The organism is Vibrio vulnificus NBRC 15645 = ATCC 27562 (assembly GCF_002224265.1).
In the GTDB taxonomy this organism is placed as follows: Bacteria; Pseudomonadota; Gammaproteobacteria; order Enterobacterales; family Vibrionaceae; genus Vibrio; species Vibrio vulnificus.
Genome location: NZ_CP012881.1, coordinates 3,059,216 through 3,085,520, shown reverse-complemented (window position 1 = coordinate 3,085,520; position 26,305 = coordinate 3,059,216). Strand labels below are relative to the sequence as shown.

24 protein-coding genes and 5 pseudogenes are annotated in these 26,305 nt (G+C 42.6%); 9 read left to right on the top strand and 20 right to left on the bottom strand.

Annotation, left to right across the window (positions count from 1 at the left end):
* Positions 1-130 precede the first annotated feature (130 nt).
* Entirely contained in the window at positions 131-2,323 is a 2,193-nt protein-coding gene (locus AOT11_RS15095) for a hypothetical protein (protein WP_061778604.1), read from the top strand.
* 318 nt (positions 2,324-2,641) lie between these two features.
* On the opposite strand, the pseudogene AOT11_RS15090 reads toward AOT11_RS15095, so the two are convergent.
* Positions 2,642-4,174, bottom strand: a pseudogene (locus tag AOT11_RS15090) (IS3 family transposase).
* A gap of 26 nt (positions 4,175-4,200) precedes the next feature.
* Positions 4,201-4,962 (bottom strand): TIM44-like domain-containing protein, encoded by a 762-nt coding sequence (locus tag AOT11_RS15085; RefSeq protein WP_089529815.1) that lies wholly within the window; start codon positions 4,960-4,962, stop codon positions 4,201-4,203.
* Between the two features lie 681 nt (positions 4,963-5,643).
* Between AOT11_RS15085 and AOT11_RS15070 the strand changes: the two genes are divergently transcribed.
* Both AOT11_RS15070 and AOT11_RS15065 read left to right on the top strand, forming a co-directional pair.
* On the top strand, positions 5,644-5,892 hold the full coding sequence (locus AOT11_RS15070) for a type II toxin-antitoxin system Phd/YefM family antitoxin (RefSeq protein WP_005377003.1): 249 nt from the start codon (positions 5,644-5,646) through the stop codon (positions 5,890-5,892).
* Positions 5,882-6,172, top strand: coding sequence for a type II toxin-antitoxin system RelE family toxin (locus AOT11_RS15065; RefSeq protein WP_005377002.1), 291 nt, complete (start codon positions 5,882-5,884; stop codon positions 6,170-6,172). The genes AOT11_RS15070 and AOT11_RS15065 overlap by 11 nt, the downstream gene beginning before the upstream one ends.
* Before the next feature lie 139 nt (positions 6,173-6,311).
* On the opposite strand, the gene AOT11_RS15060 is transcribed toward AOT11_RS15065, so the two are convergent.
* The 3 genes from AOT11_RS15060 to AOT11_RS15045 all read right to left on the bottom strand — a co-directional run bounded on the left by AOT11_RS15060 (position 6,312) and on the right by AOT11_RS15045 (position 7,474).
* Positions 6,312-6,725 carry a VOC family protein gene (locus tag AOT11_RS15060; protein WP_017420361.1) on the bottom strand — a complete coding sequence of 138 codons (414 nt, stop codon included), beginning with the start codon at positions 6,723-6,725 and terminating at the stop codon, positions 6,312-6,314.
* A gap of 201 nt (positions 6,726-6,926) precedes the next feature.
* Complete coding sequence (locus AOT11_RS15050) at positions 6,927-7,229, bottom strand: type II toxin-antitoxin system RelE/ParE family toxin (RefSeq protein ID WP_017420363.1); 303 nt, start codon at positions 7,227-7,229, stop codon at positions 6,927-6,929.
* Complete coding sequence (locus AOT11_RS15045; protein ID WP_017420364.1) at positions 7,217-7,474, bottom strand: type II toxin-antitoxin system Phd/YefM family antitoxin; 258 nt, start codon at positions 7,472-7,474, stop codon at positions 7,217-7,219. The genes AOT11_RS15050 and AOT11_RS15045 overlap by 13 nt, the downstream gene beginning before the upstream one ends.
* Before the next feature lie 243 nt (positions 7,475-7,717).
* On the opposite strand from AOT11_RS15045, the gene AOT11_RS15040 reads away from it, so the two are divergent.
* Positions 7,718-8,137 carry a BLUF domain-containing protein gene (locus AOT11_RS15040; protein ID WP_017420365.1) on the top strand — a complete coding sequence of 140 codons (420 nt, stop codon included), beginning with the start codon at positions 7,718-7,720 and terminating at the stop codon, positions 8,135-8,137.
* A 135-nt stretch (positions 8,138-8,272) separates the two neighbouring features.
* Here AOT11_RS15040 and AOT11_RS15035 read toward each other — a convergent pair whose 3' ends face one another.
* From AOT11_RS15035 to AOT11_RS14960, 7 genes and pseudogenes are all read right to left on the bottom strand, one after another.
* Positions 8,273-8,452, bottom strand: a complete 180-nt coding sequence (locus tag AOT11_RS15035; RefSeq protein WP_080586392.1) for a hypothetical protein — start codon at positions 8,450-8,452, stop codon at positions 8,273-8,275.
* 791 nt (positions 8,453-9,243) lie between these two features.
* A complete protein-coding gene (locus AOT11_RS15015; RefSeq protein ID WP_026060790.1) occupies positions 9,244-9,660 on the bottom strand; it encodes a VOC family protein in 417 nt (138 codons plus the stop codon).
* A 108-nt stretch (positions 9,661-9,768) separates the two neighbouring features.
* A complete protein-coding gene (locus AOT11_RS15005) occupies positions 9,769-10,692 on the bottom strand; it encodes an FRG domain-containing protein (protein WP_017420366.1) in 924 nt (307 codons plus the stop codon).
* Positions 10,693-10,834: 142 nt separating this feature from the next.
* Positions 10,835-11,369, bottom strand: a pseudogene (locus AOT11_RS15000) (GNAT family N-acetyltransferase).
* 616 nt (positions 11,370-11,985) lie between these two features.
* Positions 11,986-12,633, bottom strand: coding sequence for a DUF805 domain-containing protein (locus AOT11_RS14985; protein ID WP_017420776.1), 648 nt, complete (start codon positions 12,631-12,633; stop codon positions 11,986-11,988).
* A 641-nt stretch (positions 12,634-13,274) separates the two neighbouring features.
* Entirely contained in the window at positions 13,275-13,508 is a 234-nt protein-coding gene (locus AOT11_RS14970; RefSeq protein WP_043037921.1) for a hypothetical protein, read from the bottom strand.
* Positions 13,509-13,689: 181 nt separating this feature from the next.
* On the bottom strand, positions 13,690-13,908 hold the full coding sequence (locus tag AOT11_RS14960) for a DUF6500 family protein (protein ID WP_005527676.1): 219 nt from the start codon (positions 13,906-13,908) through the stop codon (positions 13,690-13,692).
* A 292-nt stretch (positions 13,909-14,200) separates the two neighbouring features.
* On the opposite strand from AOT11_RS14960, the gene AOT11_RS14955 reads away from it, so the two are divergent.
* Together AOT11_RS14955 and AOT11_RS14950 are read left to right on the top strand one after the other, a co-directional pair.
* Positions 14,201-14,443: a type II toxin-antitoxin system ParD family antitoxin gene (locus AOT11_RS14955; RefSeq protein ID WP_011080384.1), complete on the top strand. Its 243-nt coding sequence runs from the start codon at positions 14,201-14,203 to the stop codon at positions 14,441-14,443.
* Positions 14,440-14,739: a type II toxin-antitoxin system RelE/ParE family toxin gene (locus tag AOT11_RS14950; protein WP_017420621.1), complete on the top strand. Its 300-nt coding sequence runs from the start codon at positions 14,440-14,442 to the stop codon at positions 14,737-14,739. Before AOT11_RS14955 ends, AOT11_RS14950 begins: the two co-directional genes overlap by 4 nt.
* Positions 14,740-14,878: 139 nt before the next feature.
* Here the strand turns inward: AOT11_RS14950 and AOT11_RS14940 are convergent, their stop codons facing one another.
* Positions 14,879-15,097 (bottom strand): DUF6500 family protein, encoded by a 219-nt coding sequence (locus AOT11_RS14940; RefSeq protein WP_005527676.1) that lies wholly within the window; start codon positions 15,095-15,097, stop codon positions 14,879-14,881.
* Between the two features lie 672 nt (positions 15,098-15,769).
* The gene (locus AOT11_RS14930; RefSeq protein ID WP_017420771.1) at positions 15,770-16,684 is read right to left on the bottom strand and encodes an alpha/beta hydrolase; all 915 of its coding nucleotides are present in this window, start codon (positions 16,682-16,684) and stop codon (positions 15,770-15,772) included.
* Positions 16,685-17,962: 1,278 nt separating this feature from the next.
* Between AOT11_RS14930 and AOT11_RS14915 the strand changes: the two are divergent.
* Positions 17,963-19,495, top strand: a pseudogene (locus AOT11_RS14915) (IS3 family transposase).
* Between the two features lie 54 nt (positions 19,496-19,549).
* Here AOT11_RS14915 and AOT11_RS14910 read toward each other — a convergent pair.
* Entirely contained in the window at positions 19,550-19,954 is a 405-nt protein-coding gene (locus AOT11_RS14910; protein ID WP_223848395.1) for a DUF7674 family protein, read from the bottom strand.
* Positions 19,955-20,294: 340 nt separating this feature from the next.
* Between AOT11_RS14910 and AOT11_RS23920 the strand changes: the two are divergent.
* Together AOT11_RS23920 and AOT11_RS14900 are read left to right on the top strand one after the other, a co-directional pair.
* Positions 20,295-20,483, top strand: a pseudogene (locus AOT11_RS23920) (hypothetical protein).
* Positions 20,484-20,509: 26 nt separating this feature from the next.
* Positions 20,510-22,044, top strand: a protein-coding gene (locus tag AOT11_RS14900; protein WP_392396600.1) for an IS3 family transposase whose coding sequence is annotated in 2 segments (ribosomal slippage) — positions 20,510-20,972 and positions 20,972-22,044 — 1,536 coding nt in all. Because the reading frame shifts where the segments join, the coding sequence is not laid out codon by codon here.
* A 278-nt stretch (positions 22,045-22,322) separates the two neighbouring features.
* Here AOT11_RS14900 and AOT11_RS14895 read toward each other — a convergent pair.
* From AOT11_RS14895 to AOT11_RS14860, 5 genes and pseudogenes are all read right to left on the bottom strand, one after another.
* Positions 22,323-22,686: pseudogene (locus tag AOT11_RS14895) on the bottom strand (VOC family protein).
* Positions 22,687-23,232: 546 nt separating this feature from the next.
* A complete protein-coding gene (gene ltrA, locus AOT11_RS14880; protein WP_237342676.1) occupies positions 23,233-24,495 on the bottom strand; it encodes a group II intron reverse transcriptase/maturase in 1,263 nt (420 codons plus the stop codon).
* Positions 24,496-25,256: 761 nt separating this feature from the next.
* The gene (locus tag AOT11_RS14870) at positions 25,257-25,646 is read right to left on the bottom strand and encodes a hypothetical protein (RefSeq protein ID WP_017420688.1); all 390 of its coding nucleotides are present in this window, start codon (positions 25,644-25,646) and stop codon (positions 25,257-25,259) included.
* Positions 25,646-25,852: a membrane protein insertion efficiency factor YidD gene (gene yidD / locus AOT11_RS14865; protein WP_255209451.1), complete on the bottom strand. Its 207-nt coding sequence runs from the start codon at positions 25,850-25,852 to the stop codon at positions 25,646-25,648. Before yidD ends, AOT11_RS14870 begins: the two co-directional genes overlap by 1 nt.
* Before the next feature lie 20 nt (positions 25,853-25,872).
* Positions 25,873-26,088 carry a DUF4177 domain-containing protein gene (locus tag AOT11_RS14860; RefSeq protein ID WP_017420689.1) on the bottom strand — a complete coding sequence of 72 codons (216 nt, stop codon included), beginning with the start codon at positions 26,086-26,088 and terminating at the stop codon, positions 25,873-25,875.
* Positions 26,089-26,305: the final 217 nt, after the last annotated feature.

The following is a 26,305-nucleotide window of genomic DNA, read 5'->3' as shown; positions in this document are numbered from 1 at the left end:
ATTAGGATTGAGATATCTTGGGTAATTTTATGGATGTTGATTAATACGGAAATTGCGTATTTGCTTCTATCATTGGTTGAAAATTGATAAAGACAACAAATGCTCAACATAAAAAGGACTTTATATTTACATGTATGAACTTGCCATCATAATAAAAATATTTCTTGTTTTTAGCTTAATCAATACACTATTCAATAGTAGTAGTGATAAAGAAGCAGCCTTAAAAGAGCGTCGGACTAAGTTGCTAAGTGTGAAGCGTGATGCAAACCTTTCTGAAGAAGAGCGTTCCGCCCTCTCAGAGTTATATGGCTTTGATGTCGGATATTCTGAGGTTTATTACATCACTGAACCTTTTGAGGTGCATGTAATTCCAGATGATGAAGGAAAAACGAAATTCCTCGCTTTGGCAGATTATCCGGTAGCAATATCCGATAAAGCGATATACTTCCTTGATACTGAGGATCAACTTGCTGAAGTCGTTGTGGTTGCCGAGACAATTCTAGTCCTTCGTCTTAACGATTACTATATTGTCGATGAAATCAATAATACTCTTGCAAATGCGCCATCACTCTTCTCTAAGGGAGCTGAAGCATATGCGTCAAGCACAACACAACCTGTAGAGCAAGGTATGGGGCCAGCAACGCACACTGCCCGTCAAACCGTGTTAAAGTCTAAACGACCCGCCACCCAAACAGAAGTTTTGTATCTATCACCTCCATTTTACAATTTTCCCGTACCGCTAATTATAGTAGTGGCTGCGAGTATTTTTACGTACATCAACAAGATTGATATTGCCATTGAACCTATATGGCTTGCTCCAGTAGTTCTGCTTACGGTAACTGTTATTGCAGTACTGATACTTCTTTTAAAGACAAAGCCAAAATATGAACCTAGCAATATAGTGATAACGAGGTATTTCGGCAAAATAGAGTCTCTAGAGAGCTCTGATCGAAAAACTTGGCTGACATTCACTGAACCAAACGGGAAAACAAAAAAGGCTTGGATGCCAAGCCATTGGCAAAATACGGCGAGTATTAATAAAAATGTATACTTTGAAATTGAACAGAATCAATCGGCCGTTGTGCGAATAGGTTTAAACGAAATTTCAGAACGAGATTTTGCGAAAAGAAAACCACAATATCTTACTGCTGCTGTGGGATTACTCTGCGCTAGTTTAATCATCGCTTTCAACACAAAATTGGAATGGCGCGATGCGGCTTTTGCCATGCTTAAAAATAGCGCATCCTATCAAATTAGCACCATTCAAGATTGGGCATCGAGCGATTTAAAAGTTGGCGATCATTTATCAATCAATCAACCCCGTTTATGTTTAGATAGCTTTTCAAAAGATAATGCTCTTCTCTATTGCAACGTATTTAAATATGCGTTGACGGATGAAGACTTTCAAGTGGTTCCTAATACTGAGTTGGTCGAAGAGTATATAGATTTTATCAGCAATGAGCCAGATTATACCCCCGACGTCTCAGAAGGAGACTACATGTTGATGATGCTCGCTTTTGAAGTGAAAAAGTCGTATTCAGTCGATAATTTAGTCATGTATAGGCGAAGTGAATTAGCAATATTTACTGTAAAGAGCTTAATGGAAATCGCTAATCATTTAGCGAAATACTGCCCAACTGATGCAAAGAGTGAGGGTGTTAAAACGGATAATACATTAGCTACAGGAAGCTCAACTAGAAGTACAGATTCATTGGCTGCAGATTGTTCAGCGTTCAAACACGAGTTTTCAGTATTATGGCGAGAGGCAACAAAAAGCCACTGTAGCGACTACTGTTGGGACGAAGCATTACAAGGTGGCGAGTTTGCGAATGAAAAGTTACTTAAAAATAGTGATAGCCTTAAAAATTATCAAGGTAAATTACATAACCTGAGAAGTACAATATGGCGAAACAATCATGCTTCATTGAAGTTACCACCCCCAAAGCAAAACATTCTTTCTATTCAGTGGATGGGGCCAACGAGTGCTGATTTGCAAGAGATAGCCATGATGAGAGCAAATCCATATCCTGTCCATGACGATGTTAAAATAGAGACATTGAATAGGTTAATCCAAATGCAGGCTGAAGTTGCTTATCAACGCGTTGATGCAACTATCTTGAAGGCAGTGAATAACGACGAAGGACAACTTACGCTCATTTTAGCTCCCCGCATTCGCTCTAACCAAGCGATGGAGACAGTCATCAATCATGCATTTATGGCATTGTTTGGTCTAACGATGTTGCTCCTACTCATTATGTATTGGCTTAGTAGCAGATCCCATAACAAGAGGCGAGTTAAATCGGAAAATGCCTGGATTAGCTAGCTGTAGTAATCCAGACTTAATCTGGCAGTATTTCATGCTCCCTGATATGAATCACGTCCCTTAAGTAGTATGCCCACCATATTTATGGCACGCTTTGATGTTATTGACGCACCTCCCTTCTAACATTGCTGTACAGCACGACTGGTACAGCATTAGGATCAGGAGTAAAAGTCATGTTCACTAAAGTTGTCGGTATAGATTTTCAACCGCACCAACAGTTTGGACACTGAGTTAAATGATTACAATCACTAATATTGGGCAATGAGAGCAAGAGTTTACCGGCGTTTTTCAAGGTAGTTGTCATCATTCGCTTAGTTATTAAGCGGCTTTTCTTTCTGGATTTAGATGAACCTCACCAACGGGTTCACAGTTCCTTATCTTGCCTGACCAACGCTCTGGGTGTCGCTCTCTTGCTATCGACAACACATCCGAACGACGTCTTAAAATCTCGCTATCTTTACCACTGTGACGCTCTGATGGCGTAACGTAATTTAACTTACTGTGCTTGTGCTCGGTGTTGTACCAACGTACGAACGCCTCAACCCAACTACGACTTGCATCGAGTTGTTCAAAGCCTTTTGTTGGCCAGCTAGGCATGTACTTCACTGTGCGGAACAGCGACTCAACATACGGGTTATCATCACTGACTCTCGGGCGACTGTATGATGAAGTAATACCAAGCTCATCCATTTTCGCTCTGAACGTCAGTGACTTCATTGGCGCACCATTGTCCGAGTGAAGTACCAGTGGCTGATTAAAGCATTGCTCGCGCATCAGCGTCCGCTGCAATAACTGTGACGCTAACTCACCGCATTCACATTCGTAGACATCATAGCCAACGATTTTTCGGCTATAGATATCTTCAATCACGTAGAGAATAGTGCTGTCCCTTAACCACAGATGGCAAGTACGTAATGTCCCATGTGTACACCTGATTGGGACCTGTTGCCGTATAACTTGTTGGCTTGGCCTGCCTTTGTCGACTTCGCTGACGACCTCGGGTATGAAGCTGACCTTCTGCTTTCAAAACCCGATAGTAGCTCGACTCTGAAGCAATATACTCACCATTATCAAGCAACGTCGGGACAATTTGAGTTGGTGGTAAACTTGCGTATTCAGGGCGGTTGCACACCTCAATAATCGCATTGCGCTCTTGCGGTGATAGCTTGTTAGCAGGCACAGGTCTAACGCAGGTCGGTCTTTTGTCTGTCCGTATTTCACCTCGCTGATACCAGCGTCGATACGTTCTCAAGTCGATTTGAACTTCATTGCAGGCGTACTCTAGACGGCAGCCACTTCGCTTGGCATCGTGGATAAGAGTGAGCAAGTATTGCCTTTCATCGGTTGAGGTTAATCTTCCTCTGGCTCTTCCCCGTAAAAGGCTCTCAGCTTTTTTCGAAGAACCAATAGCGCCGCCGTTTCCGCTAACGCTTTTTCTTTAAAGCGTAACTCTTTTTTCAGCTCTTTAATTTCAAGTTTGTCAGCTTTAGCTTGTTTCTTGGCTTCAGCCTCACGCTCTTTAGCAGACATAAACCCTTGCATACACTCACTTCGCCAACCTTGCACTTGTTCAGGGAACAAGCCTTTCTCGCGGCAATACTGACTGAGTTCATTCTCCGTCATCGAGTAAGTTTCAGCGACAATGGCGAGTTTAGTTTGAGCAGACCACTGCTCTGATGAAGTATGACTATTTGGCACAGCGGCTCCTGAACGTCTAAGTTGCTGCCGCCAATGATACAGGGTGGCTGTGCTAATACCTTCCTCTTTTGCTACTTGGCTTACAGACATTGAATAAGGAGGCAGTAGCTTCTTCAATATGGCTTCTTTTCTTTCTGTTGGAATGCGATTCAAAACTCACTCATTACCACCCAAACTGGTTAAATTTTAACAGTGACAACTATCCTGCCAGAGGGGGGGTCGCTTAGCACCGTAGTCTCAATCTTGGGCAAATGCTTAGCTTCATTGACATAATCTATAGACATCGTACTGCTTTCAATGTTCGAAACTTTCCAAACCCCATTGGTCAAGGTCAAAGTCCATATTGTTTCGACATCTTTGAACTTTTTGCTCCCTTCTACAATTTTTCCTGTCTCTTTTACCATTAGGTAATCTTGAGTTTCTCCGGTAATAGCAACCACTACCATAGAACCTTCATGTTCTACAGATTGATTCCTATGAACAAATAGTAGTGGTTTAATTTTGGACAAATGGGTTACCTTACACACATTAACTAACCCTTGTTTTTTCCAATTCTCAAGATGTACTTGCTGCTGATTTTGCCAATACCAATCTGTCATCCAGTCTGAAACACTCGATAAGTCTTCACTCTCCCAACCAGCATGCACTCGATAGAAACAATCCTTTACTCTTTCTTGTACTTTTAACCACTCAAACAACTCACTGTAGCCAGCCATAAACCTTAGATCTTTTCTAGCGCGTTGCTCAGCTAGTTTCTCCTTGCAAAACACGTACACTATAAGCGGTGAAAAAAAGATTAATAAACATAGTATTAGTACCTTTCCCCAGAATGTCTCAGATAACACGCTTGCAATTTTTCCTCCAGGGCCAGCAAATGCGGGCTCTGCTACTACTAAACATGCAACCACAATTGCCGACAAATAAACCACTAATTTACTCATTGAACCTCCTTGTATACTATTTGGGCCTAACGCTGCGTTAAGGGGTGAGTGCCGTCTAAACCAACTTTCCGCAGGCCACTTTCACCACCAAAACTGACTGCAAACCAAAAATGCCACGCGGCATGAATCCCTCTTAAACGCCTTGTTATGCTTAAGCTTCAATGGGTTACGTTTTACTAAAAACAAGATTAACTCGACTTTGATTCACAAACAAAAGCCAAAAACCAAAAAACTGAAATGAATCATAGTTTTGATAATGAGGCTCGGAATTTTGGCAAATCTGGTTTGAAGTTTGAAAACCTAAAAATGGATTTCTGATTGAGCCAACCGCCCTAACCTCGCGCTTGCCCGAGAATTGAATGAGGCAATTCTCTGAATTTCCAGCGCCAAAGAATAAGTGTCCGAAAAGCAGCGCTCAAAAAAGCCAACTTGCCGAAAAACTCGAAACTAACAAGCCGAGGGAACAAAGAAAACCATAAACCACTGATTTTACGCGATTAAGCATAACGCCCAATTAAGGTGTGAGGCACGCAATGCCGAAGCTGCCGCATACCACCTTAACCACAAAAACCGACGCATAGTAAAAATGCCACGCGTTGCGAATCACTCTTAAGCAACTTGTTATACCGCTTTATTGAGGCTAAAATGACCAACATAAAGACCACTTAAGAGACCGATTATATGACCACTAGAATTTTAGCCGATGTTGCTGCAAGCATTACCGAGTTGAAAGCTAACCCTATGAAAGTTGCAACTAGTGCTTATGGCGAACCTGTTGCTGTGTTAAACCGAAATGAGCCAGCATTTTATTGCGTACCTGCCGAAGCGTACGAAATGATGATGGACAGACTCGAAGATCTTGAACTACTAGCTATCGCTAAAGAGCGTGAATCTGAAGAGAGCATTTCGGTAAATATTGATGACCTATAAACTCGACTTTAAAAAGAGCGCACTCAAAGAGTGGAAAAAGCTTGGCTCTACTCTGCAACAACAATTTAAGAAAAAGCTAATCGAGCGCTTAGATAACCCACATGTTCCAGCTTCAAAACTTTCTGGAGCTGACAACATGTATAAAATTAAGTTGCGTCAATCGGGCTACCGTCTCGTCTACAAAGTTGAAGACGATGTCATCATTGTAACCGTCTTAGCAGTCGGAAAACGAGAACGTAGCGATGTTTACCGTAAAGCCATGAAAAGGTTAGATGATTGATTGCGGTATAACGCCCAATTAAGGGGTGAACAACGCCTACACCCTAACCTAAAGCATTGTGCCATAACCACTAAATTTGAAGTAGAAGCAAAAATGCAAAGCGTTGTGAATCCCTCTTAAATTGCTTGTTATGTGCGTGCTATTTGGTTGCTCTGTTTAGTTGCAGTAAATCCCATTTGTTACCATAGAGATCTTGGAATACCACCACTGTACCGTACTCTTCAACTCGTGGCTCTTCATTAAATACAACACCATTTGTCTTCATTAACTCGTAGTCTCGCCAGAAATCATTAGTTTGTAGGAACAAGAACACACGACCACCCGTTTGATTTCCTACTACTTGCGTTTGTTCTGGTGTACTCGCTTGAGCCAAGAGCAAATTCGTACCATTGGAGTTTGGAGGGGGAACTTGAACCCAGCGTTTACCTCCACCTAAGTCAGTATCTTCAACCAGTGTGAACTGAAGTTTTTGAGTATAGAACTCAATAGCATCGTCGTAATTTTCAACGACTAGAGCGACGTTTCCGATTTGCTGCTGAACAGTTTTAGACATGATGATTTCCGCTATTTCAAAACGCTGATTGTACGCGATTTTGAGATTTTCCGAAAAAGCACATAACGCCCTGTTAAGGTGTGAGCAACGCAATACCGAAGCTCCCGCATACCACCTTAACCACTAAAGCAAAGGCATGGTAAAAATGCCACGCGTTGCGAATCACTCTTAAACAGTTTGTTAGCCGCTCATTCCCAAAGGTTACTGCTTACTCAACAGGAACTTACGCAAATCTCTCTCTGCACGCATAACAAACAGAATAAACACTTTGCCACCGTCTTGTTTATAGAAAACACGACATGGATTAACGACAACTTCACGATAACTTAAATGTTCTAGCTCGGGTGGAATACGACCTGACTCTGGGAAAGTTTGCAGGCGTTCGACTTTGGAGAAGATCGTTTGCACTAACTGCTTTGCAGCTACGATATTTTCAAGTGCGATGTATTCAGCGATATCGTTGAGGTCAGATAACGCTGGCTCAGTCCAGATTATTTCAGCCATTTTGACATTTTGTCCTTGGCTTCATCATGACTTAACACTTTACCATCAGCTAGTGCACGCTCACCTCGTGCAATACCCTCAAGAATAGCTAAACGATTTTGCATAAACTCGTAGTCATCAACATCAACGAGATACGCGGATGGCTTACCATGCTCAGTAATTAACACCGGTTCTTTGGTGTCGTGGAGATCCGCGAGGATCTTAGTTGCTTGACGTTTGAGTGATGTAACTAGTTCTACTTTCATGAGAGCTGCTCCAAAGGAATACTAAAGTGATACTATTCTATCACTTTGAGTATAGCAAGCTCCATGACGGCTAACGCCGCGTTAAGGGGCGCAGGCACGCAATACAAAAGTGGCCGCATAAAACCTTAACCACTAAACCCAACGCAAATTGAAAATGCCACGCGTGCCAAGTCCCTCTTTAACGCTTTGTTAGCTTTTTCGCCAACTTGTCTTATAGTTTTAAAAACACATAGGATGCCCAATATGAAACTTACAAGACTCATTTATACGAGCACCATAACAGAGCAAATGACACATGCTGACGTTGATGCCATTTTAGAGTCCGCCAAGCACAACAATTTGAAACTAGGGATAACTGGTATTCTTTTCTTCAACAGCCAGCACTTCCTTCAATGCCTAGAAGGTGAACGAAACACTGTCAACCAAGTCTATCGCTCAATTATTAATGATTCGAGACACCATAATGTGGTCATCCTTGATTACTCTGAAATTGACAGTAGAGACTTTCACGATTGGACCATGGGCTATATCCCTGCGTCCAGCACAACAAAACCTGTGACTCTTAAATTCTCAGCAACAAGCGCGTTTTCTCCATATGAAATGACTGGCAACTCTGCCTACTTGCTACTTTTGGAACTGAAAAGCAAGCTGCCTAACATATGAAAAGCTAACGCCCAATTAAGGTGTGAAGCACGCGACCACGATACTCAATTTGACCACCGTAATCACTGAACTAAACCCAAACCAAAAATGCCAAGCGTGCAGAATCACTCTTAAATTGTTTGTTAGCTTACGGGGTTAATGGCTGGTGACGAACTTGGTAGGAATGAGTGGACTTAGGAAGAAGCCCTGAGAGCTTACACTCTCTAGGTTCAACCCTGAAGTTACACCAGTTGCGACAACACCAGAACAAACCGCACTCACCCCATTTACTACTGCTGAAGCGAAATACTTTACGTTTTGAACGAATCTTTCCATAAAACCTCCTCGTTTATTTGTCGGATGTGAAACTAACAAATTGTTGATGTAATTTAGTGTGATAATTACAAACGTGAGTCCGGTTATTATGTCCAGGGTGCTGAAGTGGAGAATTGAACTCCAAACCTCTGCCTAAATCCACTAGGGGATAATTCTATATAAAACTCGAATATAGTCAACAAGTTGAACTAGTAAGCTAACGCCGCGTTAAGGGGTGAGTGCCGCATAAATCAAGTTTCTGCAAACCACTTTCACCTCCAAAACTCACTGCAAACCAAAAATGCCACGCGGCATGAATCCCGCTTAAACGCCTTGTTATGCTTAAGCTTCAATGGCTTACGTTTTACTAAAAACAAGATTAACTCGACTTTGATTCACAAACAAAAGCCAAAAACCAAAAACCAAAAAACTGAAATGACTCATGATTTTGAAAATCAGACTTTGAACTTTGGCAGCTAAAACGAAAAAACCTAAGATCAAATTTCTGATTGAGCCAACCGCCCTAACCTCGCGATTGCCCGAAAATTGATTGAGGCAACACTCAGAATTTTCAGCGCCAAAGAATTGATGTCCGAAAAACAGCGCTCAAAAAAGCCGACTGCCGACAAACACAAAACTGAAAAGCTGAGGGAACAGAGAAAAACCATAAACCACTAATTTTACATGATTAAGCATAACGCCTTGTTAAGGGGTGAGCAACGCAATACCGATGCCACCGCATACCGCCTTAAACACTAATACCAACGCATAGTAAAAATGCCACGCGTTGCGAATCCCTCTTGAACAATTTGTTATGTGCGTTGCTCAATTTCTGCTTTATAGAGCTCTGAACCTACAGCTATCTCCCACAAGTATCCATCTGGATCAGAGAAGTAACCTGAAAAACCACCCCAAAACACTGCCTGTCCCTGTTTGACGATTTTCCCACCATTATCCTCAGCTTTTTTCAGCAGACTAAGCACTTCACCAGACGAACGAACATTTCTAGCCAGTGTAATACCGGCAAAGCCTGATCCATTTGGTTCAACACCAACATCTTTTGCTAATTCGGATTTGGGAAACAGAGCTAATTCCGGACCATCAATATCCAGAAATACAATTTCATCAGATTGATAATCTGTGCGTTCTAATCCAAGTACGGTTTCATAGAACTTTGCGGAAACCTCGATATTTGATACACCCAATGTAATGATTGATAGTTTTCTCATTTTATCTCCAAGCACATAACGCCGCGTTAAGGTGTGAGTAACGCAATGCTGGAGCCCCTGCAAACCATCTTAACCACAAATACCAACGCATGGTAAAAATGCCACGCGTTACGAATCACTCTTAAACGCTTTGTTAGGTGTTTCGTGGTATAGATTAAGGCTGAATAACCTATCGGCAAAGCTATCACTTTTTCGGCGAAGCAAAAGCGTTTTTTCCTTTTCCAGTTGCCTATTTGCTAAATCTGCAGCACCAATTAAATCAGGGAAAAGTGTCCCACTATGCACGTTCATTGACTCCAAATGCCTCAAAAAGTCATCTCTATTAGACATTGGTATTTTGATTTTATACAACACAGGTGCATGCCCATTTAAATTGAGTACCTTAGGGATGAATTCGTCAATATCTTCGCCGTTAGGCGTAAGTGTGAAAACACCTCCCTGACTAATAACCCTCTGGTTTTCCTCACACAATGCATCATGGATGAATCTAATACTTTCGTCTTCTGATTCAACTCTATGGTCTTGATTAATATGTAAATCATGAAACGCTGCTGGAGAGAATACCCAAAGTGCGTGATACCCAGATTCAGGTAAAGTTTGAGAGATGAGTGAAAAATATAGCGATACATAAGGCGATCTAGACCAATCAAGCAAAGGTGTAGACAAACCAAAGTGCTGACCTAAAGACCACCATTCCATATCATTCAAGCTAGTAGGGCTAGCACCTCTTCTGCCAACAGTGTTAGTCTTAAACCTAGACAAATGTTCTTTAAGTAAATCATGTCGAGGCTTAAGCTGTATCAAACCTTTGATTTTAGAGGCTTCTGAAGAATTATAATTACTAATCTCAGAGAGCATATTTTTATAGTCCCGATCAAACTTAGATCTTAAAGTCCAATCAGAGTCAGCTTGTCCTCGAAATATAAATTCCGACCAATCTAAAAAACTAGCTTCGAGGAGATAGACCAAGTCACCCCAACATTCCACTGTTATCTCAGCGAACGCCTCTTTCACTTCCCATTGGTTAAACATATCTTCCATCTCCTAGAAACACCTAACGCCCGCCTAAGGGGCTGGCAACGCATGCCACTAAACTCAAACACAACAACTGCAACCACCGCGGCTCAATGGGACTGGAAACGCCACGCGTTGACAGTCCCTCTTGAGGCGTTTGTTATGTGGCCGGCCACTCTCGCGATAAAACGGACATTTGGACTTTGTCCATGAATCGGCCATTGCGATAACCCGATTCTCTTTTGATACCTTCGTGCTGATAGCCTGCCTTTTCATAAGCTTTGATTGCCGCTACGTTGTCACAATATGCGGTCAATTCTATTCGATGTAAGCCAAGCTCTCGGAATCCATAATTAGTGACTAAACGCGTGACTTCTGTTCCTAGCCCCTTGCCCCAAAATGCTTTATCACCAATGAGGATAAAATACTCACCACTTCGGTTAAGTGAGCTAATCCCTGAAATACCAGCATAACCAATCAGTTTTTGGCTTTCTCTACTCGATACCAAAAGAAATCGTCTTTGAACTTGAGTTAATGTCCGACAGCCACTTAGCAATATCTGAACGAGATTGCGGATAGGCATAAGCTGACAGGCTGAATTGTGTCACTTCCCTATCACCAGACCACTGATAAAAGTATTCAGCATCATCAACTTCAAGTGAGCGAAGCCTGATTTTTAATGATTCTATGAACATAGTTCCGTCTTATTTTCACTGAGGACACATAACGCCGCGTTAAGGGGTGAATGCCGCATAAACCAAGCTTCTGCAGACCACTTTCACCACCAAAAATCACCGCAAACAAAAAATGCCACGCGGCATGAATCCCGCTTAAACGCCTTGTTATGTTTAAGGCTCAAAGGGTTAAGTTTGCGATACCAATAGCTTAACTCGACTTACCTTTGCAAACCAAAACCAGACGCTAAAAAGCTGAATTAAATCATAAATTTGATTGTGCTAACTTTGAGTTTTAACGTGAGAAACAGAAAACTAGAGCTCAAACTTTGAAACTAAGACGCTTTATTCGACTCACAAACGCACTGAGCTTTAATGAGGCAACTCTCAGAATTTTTAGCGCCCACGAATTGGAGTCCAGAAAACAGCGACCACCGAAAGCCAGCTTGCCGACAAGGCCAAAATTAGAAAGCAAAAAAATCTGCAACCAACTGATTTTACGTGACTAAACATAACGCCGCGTTAAGGGGTGAGTGCCGCCTAAACCAGCTTTCCGCAGACCACTTTCACCACCAAAACTCAACGCAAACCAAAAATGCCACGCGGCATGAATCCCTCTTAAACGCTTTGTTATGTGCTAGATAGCGCCATGAATATAGAGAGCACAAATAATGAGTATTATTGGTATAAGAATTGGTGCTCCAAATACTATAATGCGAGCCACTAAGGAAACGCGAGGAGCTGGGATCCCGTAACTATTTTCACCATCTCCTCCTTTCTTAAAACATAGAATCAAATTTACTAATGGCAACCATAGCACAAACGCCAACCATGGCTTCCAACCAATGTCTTTAACTCGTCCATCTGAAAATACGACTGATAATGGAATTTGAATAAACCATAATGCAAACACATCATAATAGAATCCATATGCACCATCGTTGCTATTCACTTGCATTGGCGTAAATCCAACTAGAAAGCGATGAACATCATTATTAAGTAAATTATTGGCAACTGGGTTATTTACAAACCACATTAAGAAAACTTGAACTAATACAGGTAACAGAAGCCAAGTAATTAACATAAAGTAAGTATATTCAACCCTCCCAACACGGGAACTTTTTTTTGACACATGTTTTACCTTTGGCTTAAACGTTTTTCGCATCATATTTGGCACAAGTGCATCATCAGTCTGCGCTTTGAAGCATGACTTGCATACCATGTCACCTTCAATAAGTTTCAATTCACCATCATCTACTTGTATGTTACAACTACTACACTTCACTAGCTTTTCCTTATTTCACATAACGCCGCGTTAAGGGGTGAGTGCCGCCTAAACCAAGTTTCCGCACACCACTTTCACCACAAAAATCACCGCAAACCAAAAATGCCACGCGGCATGAATCCCGCTTAAACGCCTTGTTATGTTTAAGACTCGAACGGTTAAGTTTTACGATACCAAGAGCTTAACTCGACTTATCTTTGAAAACCAAAGTTAGAAGCTAAAAAGCTGAATTAACTCATAAATTTGATTGTACTGACATTGAGATTTTAGCGTGAGAAACCGAAAGCTGGTGCTCAAACGTTGAAACTAACATCGCTTCATTCGACTCACAAACGCACTGAACTTTAATGAGGCAACTCTCTGAATTTTTAGCGCCCACGAATTGGAGTCCAGAAAACAGCGACCACTAAACGTAACTTGCCGACAAGACCAAAATTAGAAAGCTGAGAAAGCAAAGAAAAGATGCAACCAACTGATTTTACGTGACTAAACATAACGCTGCGTTAAGGGGTGAATGCCGCATAAACCAACTTCCCGCAGACCACTTTCACCACAAAAATCACCGCAAACTAAAAATGCCACGCGGCATGAATCCCACTTAAACGCCTTGTTAGTTGCGTAACTGATGTTTGCCAAAGAACTTAGTCCAAGTAGTCTGGCGTGCTAAGGTTAGTACCACAAACCTTACATTTATAATCACCCGTTGGCTCACCTTCCATCAAAGCACTTGCTATTGCAGCAAGTAACCCAGAAAAGAAACCTCTTGATTCAGTTTTAGGTTCTGTTTTTGAAAAGCTCTCATACTTATGAACCGTAACTTTTTTGCAGTTACAACAGAACGCTTTTGTTTCCTCAGCGCCGTAAGCATGTACCACTTTGCTTCTCCTTTGATACGAATTTATCTTCTAGCAACTAACGCTGCGTTAAGGGGTGAATGCCGCACAAACCAAGTTTCCGCAGACCACTTTCACCACCAAAACTCACCGCAAACCAAAAATGCCATGCGGCATGAATCCCGCTTAAACGCCTTGTTATGGCTTGGACTTAAGGTGTTCTTTACTTGCCTGATTTAATCATTTCTATGATTTTGTTGGCTTTTTCGAAGTGATCTAGCTGGTGAGTTTGAATCCACCAAGTAGCTGCTTCCATTAACAACTCTGGATCGTCGTTTTTATTAGCGAAAAATGCATAAAATGAAACACCAACATTCTCACCCTTTTGTGCGATTTTCTTAGCACAAACATCTAACACTTTACGGCGTAAGGATTCACGCATTCATTATGCCCTCTTTGATTAAAGTAAAAACAACACTTTACACAACGAATAGAACACAAACAACAAACACTGTTCATCCAACCAGTATAACTTTTAAAAGAAGCCATAACGCCGCGTTAAGGGGCGCAGGCACGCACTACAAACGTTACCGCATCACACCCTAACCACTAAATAAACTGCAAGCCAAAAATGCCACGCGTGCCAAGTCCCACTTGAACGCTTTGTTATGCGCCTTGCATCCAAGCTCAACTAATACCATAATTAGGTATCTATTGGTACTGAGGACTAAGTTATGGCTAAGAACACTAGTATTACTTTGGGTGACCATTTTGACGGTTTTATTGCTAATCAAATCCAAAGCGGCCGCTATGGCTCTGCAAGTGAAGTTATTCGTTCTGCTTTACGTTTACTTGAAACCCAAGAAACTAAAATGAACACTTTACGCCAGTTGCTTGTTGAGGGCGAAGAAAGTGGAGTTGCGGATTATGACCTTGATTCGTTTATCAATGAGTTAGATAGCGAAGAGAGAAAATGAGACCATTTCAGTTAACTAACAAGGCGAAATCTGATTTAAGAGATATAGCCTTGTTTACCTCTCGACGCTGGGGTCGCGAACAGCGAAATATTTATCTAAAACAGTTTGATGACTCATTTTGGCTGTTAGCCGAAAATCCTGATATTGGTAAAGCCTGTGACGAAATTCGCGATGGCTACAGAAAGTTTCCACAAGGAAGCCACGTAATATTTTATCGTCAGATCGGCAGTCAAAATATTGAGATTATCCGTATCCTTCACAAAAGCATGGATGTGAATCCAATTTTGGGCGCATAACGCCGCGTTAAGGGGTGAGTGCCGCCTAAACCAAGTTTCCGCACACCACTTTCACCACAAAAATCACCGCAAACCAAAAATGCCACGCGGCATGAATCCCGCTTAAACGCCTTGTTATGGCTTGGACTTAAGGTGTTCTTTACTTGCCTGATTTAATCATTTCTATGATTTTGTTGGCTTTTTCGAAGTGATCTAGCTGGTGAGTTTGAATCCACCAAGTAGCTGCTTCCATTAACAACTCTGGATCGTCGTTTTTATTAGCGAAAAATGCATAAAATGAAACACCAACATTCTCACCCTTTTGTGCGATTTTCTTAGCACAAACATCTAACACTTTACGGCGTAAGGATTCACGCATTCATTATGCCCTCTTTGATTAAAGTAAAAACAACACTTTACACAACGAATAGAACACAAACAACAAACACTGTTCATCCAACCAGTATAACTTTTAAAAGAAGCCATAACGCCCAATTAAGTGGTGAGCAACGCACAAACCAACCTGCCGCACACCACCTTAAACACCCAAAATCACCGCAAACCAAAAATGCCACGCGTTGGGAATCCGCTTGAATTGTTTGTTATACGAGCGTACGCATACAGCCAAACTGGGCAAAAACAGATTACCCAAAACTCAAAAAACCACAATTAAACCAAACACTTTTTGTGATTCAACAAACAACCAAAGTAACTATGTGCAGAAGGAAGTTCAACAACAAATGAACAGGAACATTCAGCCAACACCGAAGCCTTTGTACAACTAAACTCAACGCTGCTGACTTTCAGCAAAAAACAGTCTGCCGATTAACTTGCCCTACCCACATTTTGCGCGAGAAAAGGCCGATTCAAAATACACTGCCAAAGGCAACAAGAACGAGAAACAACGGAAGTTTTGGACACTTCGTATAACGCTGCGTTAAGGGGTGAATGCCGCCTAAACCAACTTTCCGCAGACCACTTTCCCCACCGAAACCAACCGCATACCAAAAATGCCACGCGGCATGAATCCCACTTGAACGCCTTGTTATATCTAATTTTTTATTTGGTTTGCAATTGCCGTGATACAACGCTTTGCTGAATTACACACACCAGACAACTGAAAGAAACCATGAATGACACCTAAATAATACTCTCGGTAAACCTCAACTCCTTGTGCAAGCATCAACTTGTATAGTTGCTCGCCCTCATCACGTAATGGGTCAAACTCTGCTGTGATAATAGTAGTGGTAGGCAAACCACTAAAGTCACCATTTAAAAGGTTAAGCTCTGGTTCATTAATTTCTTGGCAGCTACAGTTCGCGTATAGCTCGAAGCCAGAAAGAAGCATATCTGCCGTTATAATGTAATCTGAAGCGTTTTCTCTGTAGCTCTGCGTACTACCTTTTGGATCCAACATTGGATAGATAAGAATCTGCTGACGAGGTAACCACTGTTCTAGCTTCTTTAACCTAAGCGTTGTAGCCAAAGCTAACTGCCCACCTGCGCTATCACCTATAAATACCAAATGCTCTGAATCACCACCATACTTATGCGCTTGCTCCTTAATACCAAGTACAGCTTGGTATACATCGTCATGTGCTGCTGGATAAGTATGTTCCGGTGCCAGTCTGTATTGAATGCAAACAACTATAGCGTTGGACAGAAGAGCAATTTGTCTTAGCTGAACATCATGTGTTTCAAAACCACCACTGATGAAACAACCTCCATGAAAATAGACCGCGATAGGTAAGTTCGCTTCACTTGTGGGCTTGTAAATCTTAACTGGAATACCATTGAGTACATCTAAGTATTCACTTTCAATTTTAGGACTCTCGCCTGCTAGTGCGGTGCTACCGATATAACCAGCACGGCGTTCAGCGATTGTTTGTGCTGAAGGGCAAGGTTTACCATTAGATTGAAATTCTTCGACTAGCTCTCTGATGCCAGCTTCTAGGTGGTTGGTCATTCTATAACTCTATAACTAAAAGATCGGAGAATAATATACCAATGCAGACTCATGTATATACATACAGTTTAGATGTGTGATGTAAATTTGATATAACGCTGCGTTAAGGGGTGAATGCCGCATAAACCAAGTTTCCGCACACCACTTTCACCGCAAAAATCACCGCAAGCTAAAAATGCCACGCGGCATGAATCCCACTTAAACGCCTTGTTATGTTTAAGGCTCGAACGGTTAAGTTTTACGATCCCAAGAGCTTAACTCGACTTAACTTTGAAAACCAAAACCAGACGCTAAAAAGCTGAATTAACTCATAAATTTGATTCTAATGATTTTGAGTTTTAGCGTGAAAAACCGAAAACTTGAAACTAAGATGGCTTCATTCACTCGCAAATTCACTGAATTTCAATGAGGCAACTCTCTGAATTTTTCGCGCCCACGAATAGGAGTCCAGAAAACAGCGACCACTAAATGTAACTTGCCGACAAGAGCAAAATTAGAAAGCTGAGAAAGCAAAGAAAAGATGCAACCAACTGATTTTACCTGATTAAACATAACGCTGCGTTAAGGGGTGAATGCCGCATAAACCAACTTTTCGCAGACCACCTTCACCACCAAAACTGACTGCAAACCAAAAATGCCACGCGGCATGAATCCCGCTTAAACGCCTTGTTATGTTTAAGGCTCAAAGGGTTAAGTTTGCGATACCAAGAGCTTAACTCGACTTACCTTTGCAAACCAAAACTAAACGCTAAAAAGCTGAATTAACTCATAAATTTGATTCTAATGATTTTGAGTTTTAGCGTGAGAAACCGAAAACTGGAGCTCAAACTTTGAAACCAAGACGCTTTATTCGACTCATAAACGCACTGAGCTTTAATGAGGCAACTCTTAGAATTTTTCGCGCCCACGAATTGGAGTCCAGAAAACAGCGACCACCGAAAGCCAGCTTGCCGACAAGACCAAAATTAGAAAGCAAAAAAATCTGCAACCAACTGATTTTACGTGACTAAACATAACGCCCGCTTAAGTGGTGAGCAACGCTACCAAAAAACTCGACTATTGCACCGTAAACACAAAAGTCAAATCAAACCAAAACCGTCGAGCGTTGCGAATCCGTCTTAAAGCGTTTGTTATGTAGCTAGTCACTACTACCCAAATCAAGAAAGTCTATTCCACCAGAGCTGTCTAAACTCGTGTTCGTAACTTTACCCTTCCCCCCTCTGGCAGGATAGTTGTCACTGTTAAAATTTAACCAGTTTGGGTGGTAATGAGTGAGTTTTGAATCGCATTCCAACAGAAAGAAAAGAAGCCATATTGAAGAAGCTACTGCCTCCTTATTCAATGTCTGTAAGCCAAGTAGCAAAAGAGGAAGGTATTAGCACTGCCACCCTGTATCATTGGCGGCAGCAACTTAGACGTTCAGGAGCCGCTGTGCCAAATAGTCATACTTCATCAGAGCAGTGGTCTGCTCAAACTAAACTCGCCATTGTCGCTGAAACTTACTCGATGACGGAGAATGAACTCAGTCAGTATTGCCGCGAGAAAGGCTTGTTCCCTGAACAAGTGCAAGGTTGGCGAAGTGAGTGTATGCAAGGGTTTATGTCTGCTAAAGAGCGTGAGGCTGAAGCCAAGAAACAAGCTAAAGCTGACAAACTTGAAATTAAAGAGCTGAAAAAAGAGTTACGCTTTAAAGAAAAAGCGTTAGCGGAAACGGCGGCGCTATTGGTTCTTCGAAAAAAGCTGAGAGCCTTTTACGGGGAAGAGCCAGAGGAAGATTAACCTCAACCGATGAAAGGCAATACTTGCTCACTCTTATCCACGATGCCAAGCGAAGTGGCTGCCGTCTAGAGTACGCCTGCAATGAAGTTCAAATCGACTTGAGAACGTATCGACGCTGGTATCAGCGAGGTGAAATACGGACAGACAAAAGACCGACCTGCGTTAGACCTGTGCCTGCTAACAAGCTATCACCGCAAGAGCGCAATGCGATTATTGAGGTGTGCAACCGCCCTGAATACGCAAGTTTACCACCAACTCAAATTGTCCCGACGTTGCTTGATAATGGTGAGTATATTGCTTCAGAGTCGAGCTACTATCGGGTTTTGAAAGCAGAAGGTCAGCTTCATACCCGAGGTCGTCAGCGAAGTCGACAAAGGCAGGCCAAGCCAACAAGTTATACGGCAACAGGTCCCAATCAGGTGTACACATGGGACATTACGTACTTGCCATCTGTGGTTAAGGGACAGCACTATTCTCTACGTGATTGAAGATATCTATAGCCGAAAAATCGTTGGCTATGATGTCTACGAATGTGAATGCGGTGAGTTAGCGTCACAGTTATTGCAGCGGACGCTGATGCGCGAGCAATGCTTTAATCAGCCACTGGTACTTCACTCGGACAATGGTGCGCCAATGAAGTCACTGACGTTCAGAGCGAAAATGGATGAGCTTGGTATTACTTCATCATACAGTCGCCCGAGAGTCAGTGATGATAACCCGTATGTTGAGTCGCTGTTCCGCACAGTGAAGTACATGCCTAGCTGGCCAACAAAAGGCTTTGAACAACTCGATGTAAGTCGTAGTTGGGTTGAGGCGTTCGTACGTTGGTACAACACCGAGCACAAGCACAGTAAGTTAAATTACGTTACGCCATCAGAGCGTCACAGTGGTAAAGATAGCGAGATTTTAAGACGTCGTTCGGATGTGTTGTCGATAGCAAGAGAGCGACACCCAGAGCGTTGGTCAGGCAAGATAAGGAACTGTGAACCCGTTGGTGAGGTTCATCTAAATCCAGAAAGAAAAGCCGCTTAATAACTAAGCGAATGATGACAACTACCTTGAAAAACGCCGTTATGTTTCAAGTACTTATTGTGAAATACTCTGTTTCCCCAGCTCCTCGATATAACTCATTATTTCTTCATAGCCTTGATACAACTCCGGGGGCATAGCATTTTTGAACTCCTGTTTACTCAGGCACGGGGAATACAGAAAGCACTCTAGAAATGAAACATTTATGGCGTTTAACAATTCATTTCTACTCCGGCAAAACAAAGAGTTAACCCAGAGAAAGCAACTTTCTAGTTCAGCTAACTTCCTCTCTTTGCACAGCTTTTCCGCCACTCTCTGCAAACTAGCCATATCAAGGTGCAACAAACCTTCATTAAACTCTATATCCTCTCGGACTTCTGGATATCGTTTCAGTAATTGGTCATAGAACTCACTAATAATAGCTCTATCACTTACGGACTCATCCCACTCTGGATAATTCAACTTTCCCTCCGGAAACATAACGCCTTGCTAAGGGGTGAGCAACGCATTATCACAAAACCAAAACCTTGCCACCGTAATCACTGAAGCCAAGTTTAAACCAAAAATACCAAGCGTTGGGAATCCCTCTTAAGCAACTTGTTATGTTTTACTACAAACGATTGATTTACATGACAAAGAACTGAATTTCTCGCTGTAGTTTCTGAGCCTAGTCACAAGACTAATACTCACTTGACCACCAAATGCGACCAACCCAAAACAAGTATGAACACTTCCCTGCCCAATGAGGCAACCCGACAAAACTCCAACAAACGCCCTCTCTTTCCAACCAAAGCGCAGAACAATGGCAAATTGCCGAGGCAACTGCCAAGCCGAAATGCTAACTGGCTAAGAACCTAGAAGCGACTTTGAGTCAGTTAAACAAGAAGCCAGCCACCACGACCTGACAATGAAGCAACCCACGAACATTGGCATGTTTTGCGAGCTGAGAGATTCCCCCTCTGGCAGGATAGTTGTCACTGTTAAAATTTAACCAGTTTGGGTGGTAATGAGTGAGTTTTGAATCGCATTCCAACAGAAAGAAAAGAAGCCATATTGAAGAAGCTACTGCCTCCTTATTCAATGTCTGTAAGCCAAGTAGCAAAAGAGGAAGGTATTAGCACAGCCACCCTGTATCATTGGCGGCAGCAACTTAGACGTTCAGGAGCCGCTGTGCCAAATAGTCATACTTCATCAGAGCAGTGGTCTGCTCAAACTAAACTCGCCATTGTCGCTGAAACTTACTCGATGACGGAGAATGAACTCAGTCAGTATTGTCGCGAGAAAGGCTTGTTCCCTGAACAAGTGCAAGGTTGGCGAAGTGAGTGTATGCAAGGGTTTATGTCTGCCAAAGAGCGTGAGGCTGAAGCCAAGAAACAAGCTAAAGCTGACAAACTTGAAATTAAAGAGCTGAAAAAAGAGTTACGCTTTAAAGAAAAAGCGTTAGCGGAAACGGCGGCGCTATTGGTGCTTCGAAAAAAGCTGAGAGCCTTTTACGGGGAAGAGCCAGAGGAAGATTAACCTCAACCGATGAAAGGCAATACTTGCTCACTCTTATCCACGATGCCAAGCGAAGTGGCTGCCGTCTAGAGTACGCCTGCAATGAAGTTCAAATCGACTTGAGAACGTATCGACGCTGGTATCAGCGAGGTGAAATACGGACAGACAAAAGACCGACCTGCGTTAGACCTGTGCCTGCTAACAAGCTATCACCGCAAGAGCGCAATGCGATTATTGAGGTGTGCAACCGCCCTGAATACGCAAGTTTACCACCAACTCAAATTGTCCCGACGTTGCTTGATAACGGTGAGTATATTGCTTCAGAGTCGAGCTACTATCGGGTTTTGAAAGCAGAAGGTCAGCTTCATACCCGAGGTCGTCAGCGAAGTCGACAAAGGCAGGCCAAGCCAACAAGTTATACGGCAACAGGTCCCAATCAGGTGTACACATGGGACATTACGTACTTGCCATCTGTGGTTAAGGGACAGCACTATTACCTCTACGTGATTGAAGATATCTATAGCCGAAAAATCGTTGGCTATGATGTCTACGAATGTGAATGCGGTGAGTTAGCGTCACAGTTATTGCAGCGGACGCTGATGCGCGAGCAATGCTTTAATCAGCCACTGGTACTTCACTCGGACAATGGTGCGCCAATGAAGTCACTGACGTTCAGAGCGAAAATGGATGAGCTTGGTATTACTTCATCATACAGTCGCCCGAGAGTCAGTGATGATAACCCGTATGTTGAGTCGCTGTTCCGCACAGTGAAGTACATGCCTAGCTGGCCAACAAAAGGCTTTGAACAACTCGATGCAAGTCGTAGTTGGGTTGAGGCGTTCGTACGTTGGTACAACACCGAGCACAAGCACAGTAAGTTAAATTACGTTACGCCATCAGAGCGTCACAGTGGTAAAGATAGCGAGATTTTAAGACGTCGTTCGGATGTGTTGTCGGTAGCAAGAGAGCGACACCCAGAGCGTTGGTCAGGCAAGATAAGGAACTGTGAACCCGTTGGTGAGGTTCATCTAAATCCAGAAAGAAAAGCCGCTTAATAACTAAGCGAATGATGACAACTACCTTGAAAAACGCCGGATTCAAGAACTTAGACCGGCAATTCGGATTTGCTGAGTCTACTAGGGACGAATTGCCAGAGGGACAAAGAACTAGAGCCCAAGACATTTAAGCCTTTGAAATACAAGTAAACATAACGCCCAATTAAGGGGTGAGCAACGCTACCACCCAAACCTAAAGCAATGTACCGTAAACACTAAATTTGAAGTAGAAGCAAAAGTGCCAAGCGTTGTGAATCCCTCTTAAATTGCTTGTTAGGCTACTGATTTTCGGCTACGCGCCACAACACACCACTCGGGTCTGTTAAACAAAACTCGAGCATTCCCCAAGGCTGTTCAATAAGTTCTGTGATCTTTACACCAAACTCTTTGTCTAGGTTGAGTTTTAAAACATGTGTACCAACTTTGAGCATCTTCAACTAAGAGGTGCATCATAAAATTATTGCTGTGAGCAGCTTCGTAAAAGTTTTGAAGCAAGAAAGAACAAGAGCCTGATTTGAAATATGCGATGCCGTCAAACTCAGATGCCATTTCAAAACCCATTGTCTGATAAAAGCGCTTAGAGATTTCAAAGTCTTTAGCGGGGACGAATGACTTTATTTCTACGGTATTCAGATTTTCCATTTCCATCTCCATTTTATAGCGACTTGCTGTAGCCTAACGCTGCGTTAAGGGGTGAATGCCGCATAAACCAACTTTCCGCAGACCACTTTCACCACCAAAAGCCACCGCATACCAAAAATGCCACGCGGCATGAATCCCGCTTAAACGCCTTGTTATGCTTAAGCTTCAATGGGTTACGTTTTAATAGAACCAAGATTAACTCGACTTTGATTTACAAACAAAAACCAAAACGTAGAAAACAGAAATGACTCATAATTTTGAAAATCAGACTTTGAACTTTGGCAGTCAAAACTCAAAAACCTAAGATCAAATTTCTGATTGAGCCAACCGCCCTAACCTCGCGCTTGCCCGAAAATTGACTGAGGCAACTCTCAGAATTTCCAGCGCCAAAGAATAAGTGTCCAGAAAACAGCGCCCACTGAAGCCAACTTGCCGACAAACACAAAACTGAAAAGCCGAGGGAGCAAAGAAAAACCATAAATCACTGAGGTGAGTAGGCCACCGGAACCACCCCAGCAGCCTCTCGCAGAACCGTACGTGAACCTCTCAGCTCATACGGCTCCCATCAAGTAAAACTTCTTGCTGAACCAAATTTCCAGTGAGGAAACAATCTAGGCATTGAGCCGATAGCTTATCAAAGAACGCTACGGTTCGACTTTTGTGACATTTTAGCGATTTGAATTTCCTTCTCGCCCAACGTACTAAAGTCTTGTTGAAGTGTCTGAATACCGAGTCTAATTCGCTTCGCCTGAACTTTCCGTAGTAGTTTATCCAACCATTCAGCATTGGACTTAACCATCTGCTTAATTGCTCTAAGCTGTACTGCGTTTCCTGGCGAACTCTTAGCTCTCTGATTTGCCTTCGCATGACTTTCTTTGCTGCCATACTGACCGCAGGCAGGAATCGATTATAGAGTTGACCTGTACGTTTACACTTATTTGTTCTGGCCCTGAAGGTATACCCTAGAAAATCAAATTGTTTATGCTCTATATGCTTACCTGACCCTCGTCTAATATCATCTTTGCAGTAAACAATCTTCGTCTTAATTGGGTGCATCTCCAGTCCGCACTCCTTGAAGCGCTTCGCTAGCTCATCCCTCAACTTCTCCGCTTTCGGCTTTGTCCTTGCATGGACAAGTCCATCATCTGCGTATCGACACCATGGGTTGTCTGGATAATTCTTCTCCAGCCATTTATCAAAAACATAGTGAAGAAATAGGTTGGCAAGCACTGGGCTTACCACGCCACCTTGTGGCGTTCCTAACTCTCTTTCTGTTTGCGTCCCATCTGCTTTCTGTAACGGAGCAACTAACCACCTTTCGATGTACAGTGTTATCCATTGATAATCCCGGCTCTGACTCTCTTCAGCGAGCTGAACATGTTTCTTTACCGCTTTCATCAACAAGTCATGACGAATATTGTCAAAGAGACCTTTGATATCAAACTCTAGTACCCAATCATACTGCCAACATCGTCTTCTAGTGACTTCTATCGCATCATGAGCAGATTTACCCACTCGATAGCCGTAAGAGTCATCTAGGAAGTGATGCTCGAGCATGATTTCAAGCTTGTCTCTTACCACAGTTTGCGCCACTCGGTCGCTGACCGTTGGGATACCCAATACCCTCTCTCCACCAGACTTTTTCGGTATACTTACCGCTGCGACCGGTGTGGGAAAGTAGGACCCCGATGACATTCTGTTCCATATCTTGTAAAGGTTGTTTTTAAGGTCTTTTTCAAAGTCCTCTATCGTTACTCCATCCACTCCGGCTCCGCCTTTGTTGGCTTTTACCTTCTCGAACGCAGTCATTACATCCCATTTGGATATTGCAAAAGGTTTTGGTTGTCCGTGCGACCTCCTCCTGCCTGTCGGCAGTTGAGTCATCGTTCCAACCGACTTGACGCAATCCCTTCGCTCCACGCTCATTACAAGCCCTTCATCACTACTACGAATTGCTCCGCCCCAGTATCACGCATCGGTACTCTCATACTCATGAATTTAGTCATTTATATTTCTTCCTTTACATCGTGATGACTGGTTCCCGTGGTTCCCACAAAGAGCCTAGTGCAAAGTCATGCCCACTTTACGCCGAGCACCGCACACCCAGCATTCGGAATTTACCGGTGTACTCGTCCTGAGATAATAAAACGACCTCAGTTTTGATGCTGGTTCTAATTAACGACGCGTCCACATGGGTTCGGGATTACTCATCTCCTTGCACTCTACCTTGCCAGAATTCTATTCTGACTTTCCTTCAACGCTTCTGACCATTACTCTTAATAACAGCCACTTGAAAGTGGTTTAGAGCCGACTTCCGACAGCAGACTCTGGAGGGCCTACCTCCATCTCTTCATGAGCTTATGCTCATTCTCCTGTTTACCTTCCTTAGATAACAGGATCCTGTGCCCACGGCACACTTTTACTTGATTAAGCATAACGCTGCGTTAAGGGGTGAGTGCCGCATAAACCAAGCTTCCGCAGACCACTTTCACCACAAAGCTCACTGTAAACCAAAAATGCCACGCGGCATGAATCCCTCTTAAACGCCTTGTTATACAAAAAGTTTTAGTCTAGTTGCGTCTGACGTCATTAAAAATTTTACAAGATAAGTCATAGTTGTGTTGTCGGGCTATTTTTTGAGAAAAGAACAATTGTGGTAACTCATAAATTACTAGCAACATGAGGATTAGAAGTGCGCTGGAGTGACCTAAGACAAGACCAACAACGCTTACTAATAGGATTGTTATTTCCAATGCAAACAATCCGTATTTGCCAAGATAACAATGGTGAAAACCACCAAGGAAAAGCCAATTCAACGTTGCATAGGTGTCAGGATCTTTGAGCTGTTTTGATTGGCGATTATAAAATTCTTTTTTCTGTACTTCAGGTAACAAGTTCACCTGCTTTCTTAGCAGCTCTTCGTTTTCTTCTAACTGTTCAGTGGATTCAAACATTCGCATTAAGGCACCTCATCATGTATTTTTTCAACGAGATTCGGTTGATTACAACGTTTAATTCTCGCCAAACCAAGCTTCCAACCTTTTACTGCTCCGTACTTTGCAATACATTGTCTTGTGTATTCAGAGCATGTTGGCTCAAAATTACATTCAATATTCAACAACTGCTTTGATCCACCGCTAGCTTGGTAGCGATGAATCAATTTCAAAGAGATGTACTTAAGCAAGCTTAGCGACCCAGAGTAATGATCACTGCTTCTCTTTTCCAAAACAGCATAAAGCGTTTCTGTTCAACTACTTGGAATACAACTTGCCATCCACTTTGTGCATATTTATTAAGCTCTGCTTCCATCTTCTGTACAGGCAAACCACTAGCCCCAAGCAGGATTGTACCGCAGCCACCTTCAACAATGTGCACCACTTTATACTCTGTAAATTTTGTCATATTTTTAACCAACTAATTTAATAAAAACAGCATGTTACATTAGTAATTCAAATGCATCAAGACGAGTGTTCATGAAGTGTGTTGTATAACGCTGCGTTAAGGGGTGAATGCCGCATAAACCAACCTTCCGCAGACCACTTTCACCACCAAAACCAACCGCATACCAAAAATGCCACGCGGCATGAATCCCGCTTAAACGCCTTGTTATGCTTAAGCT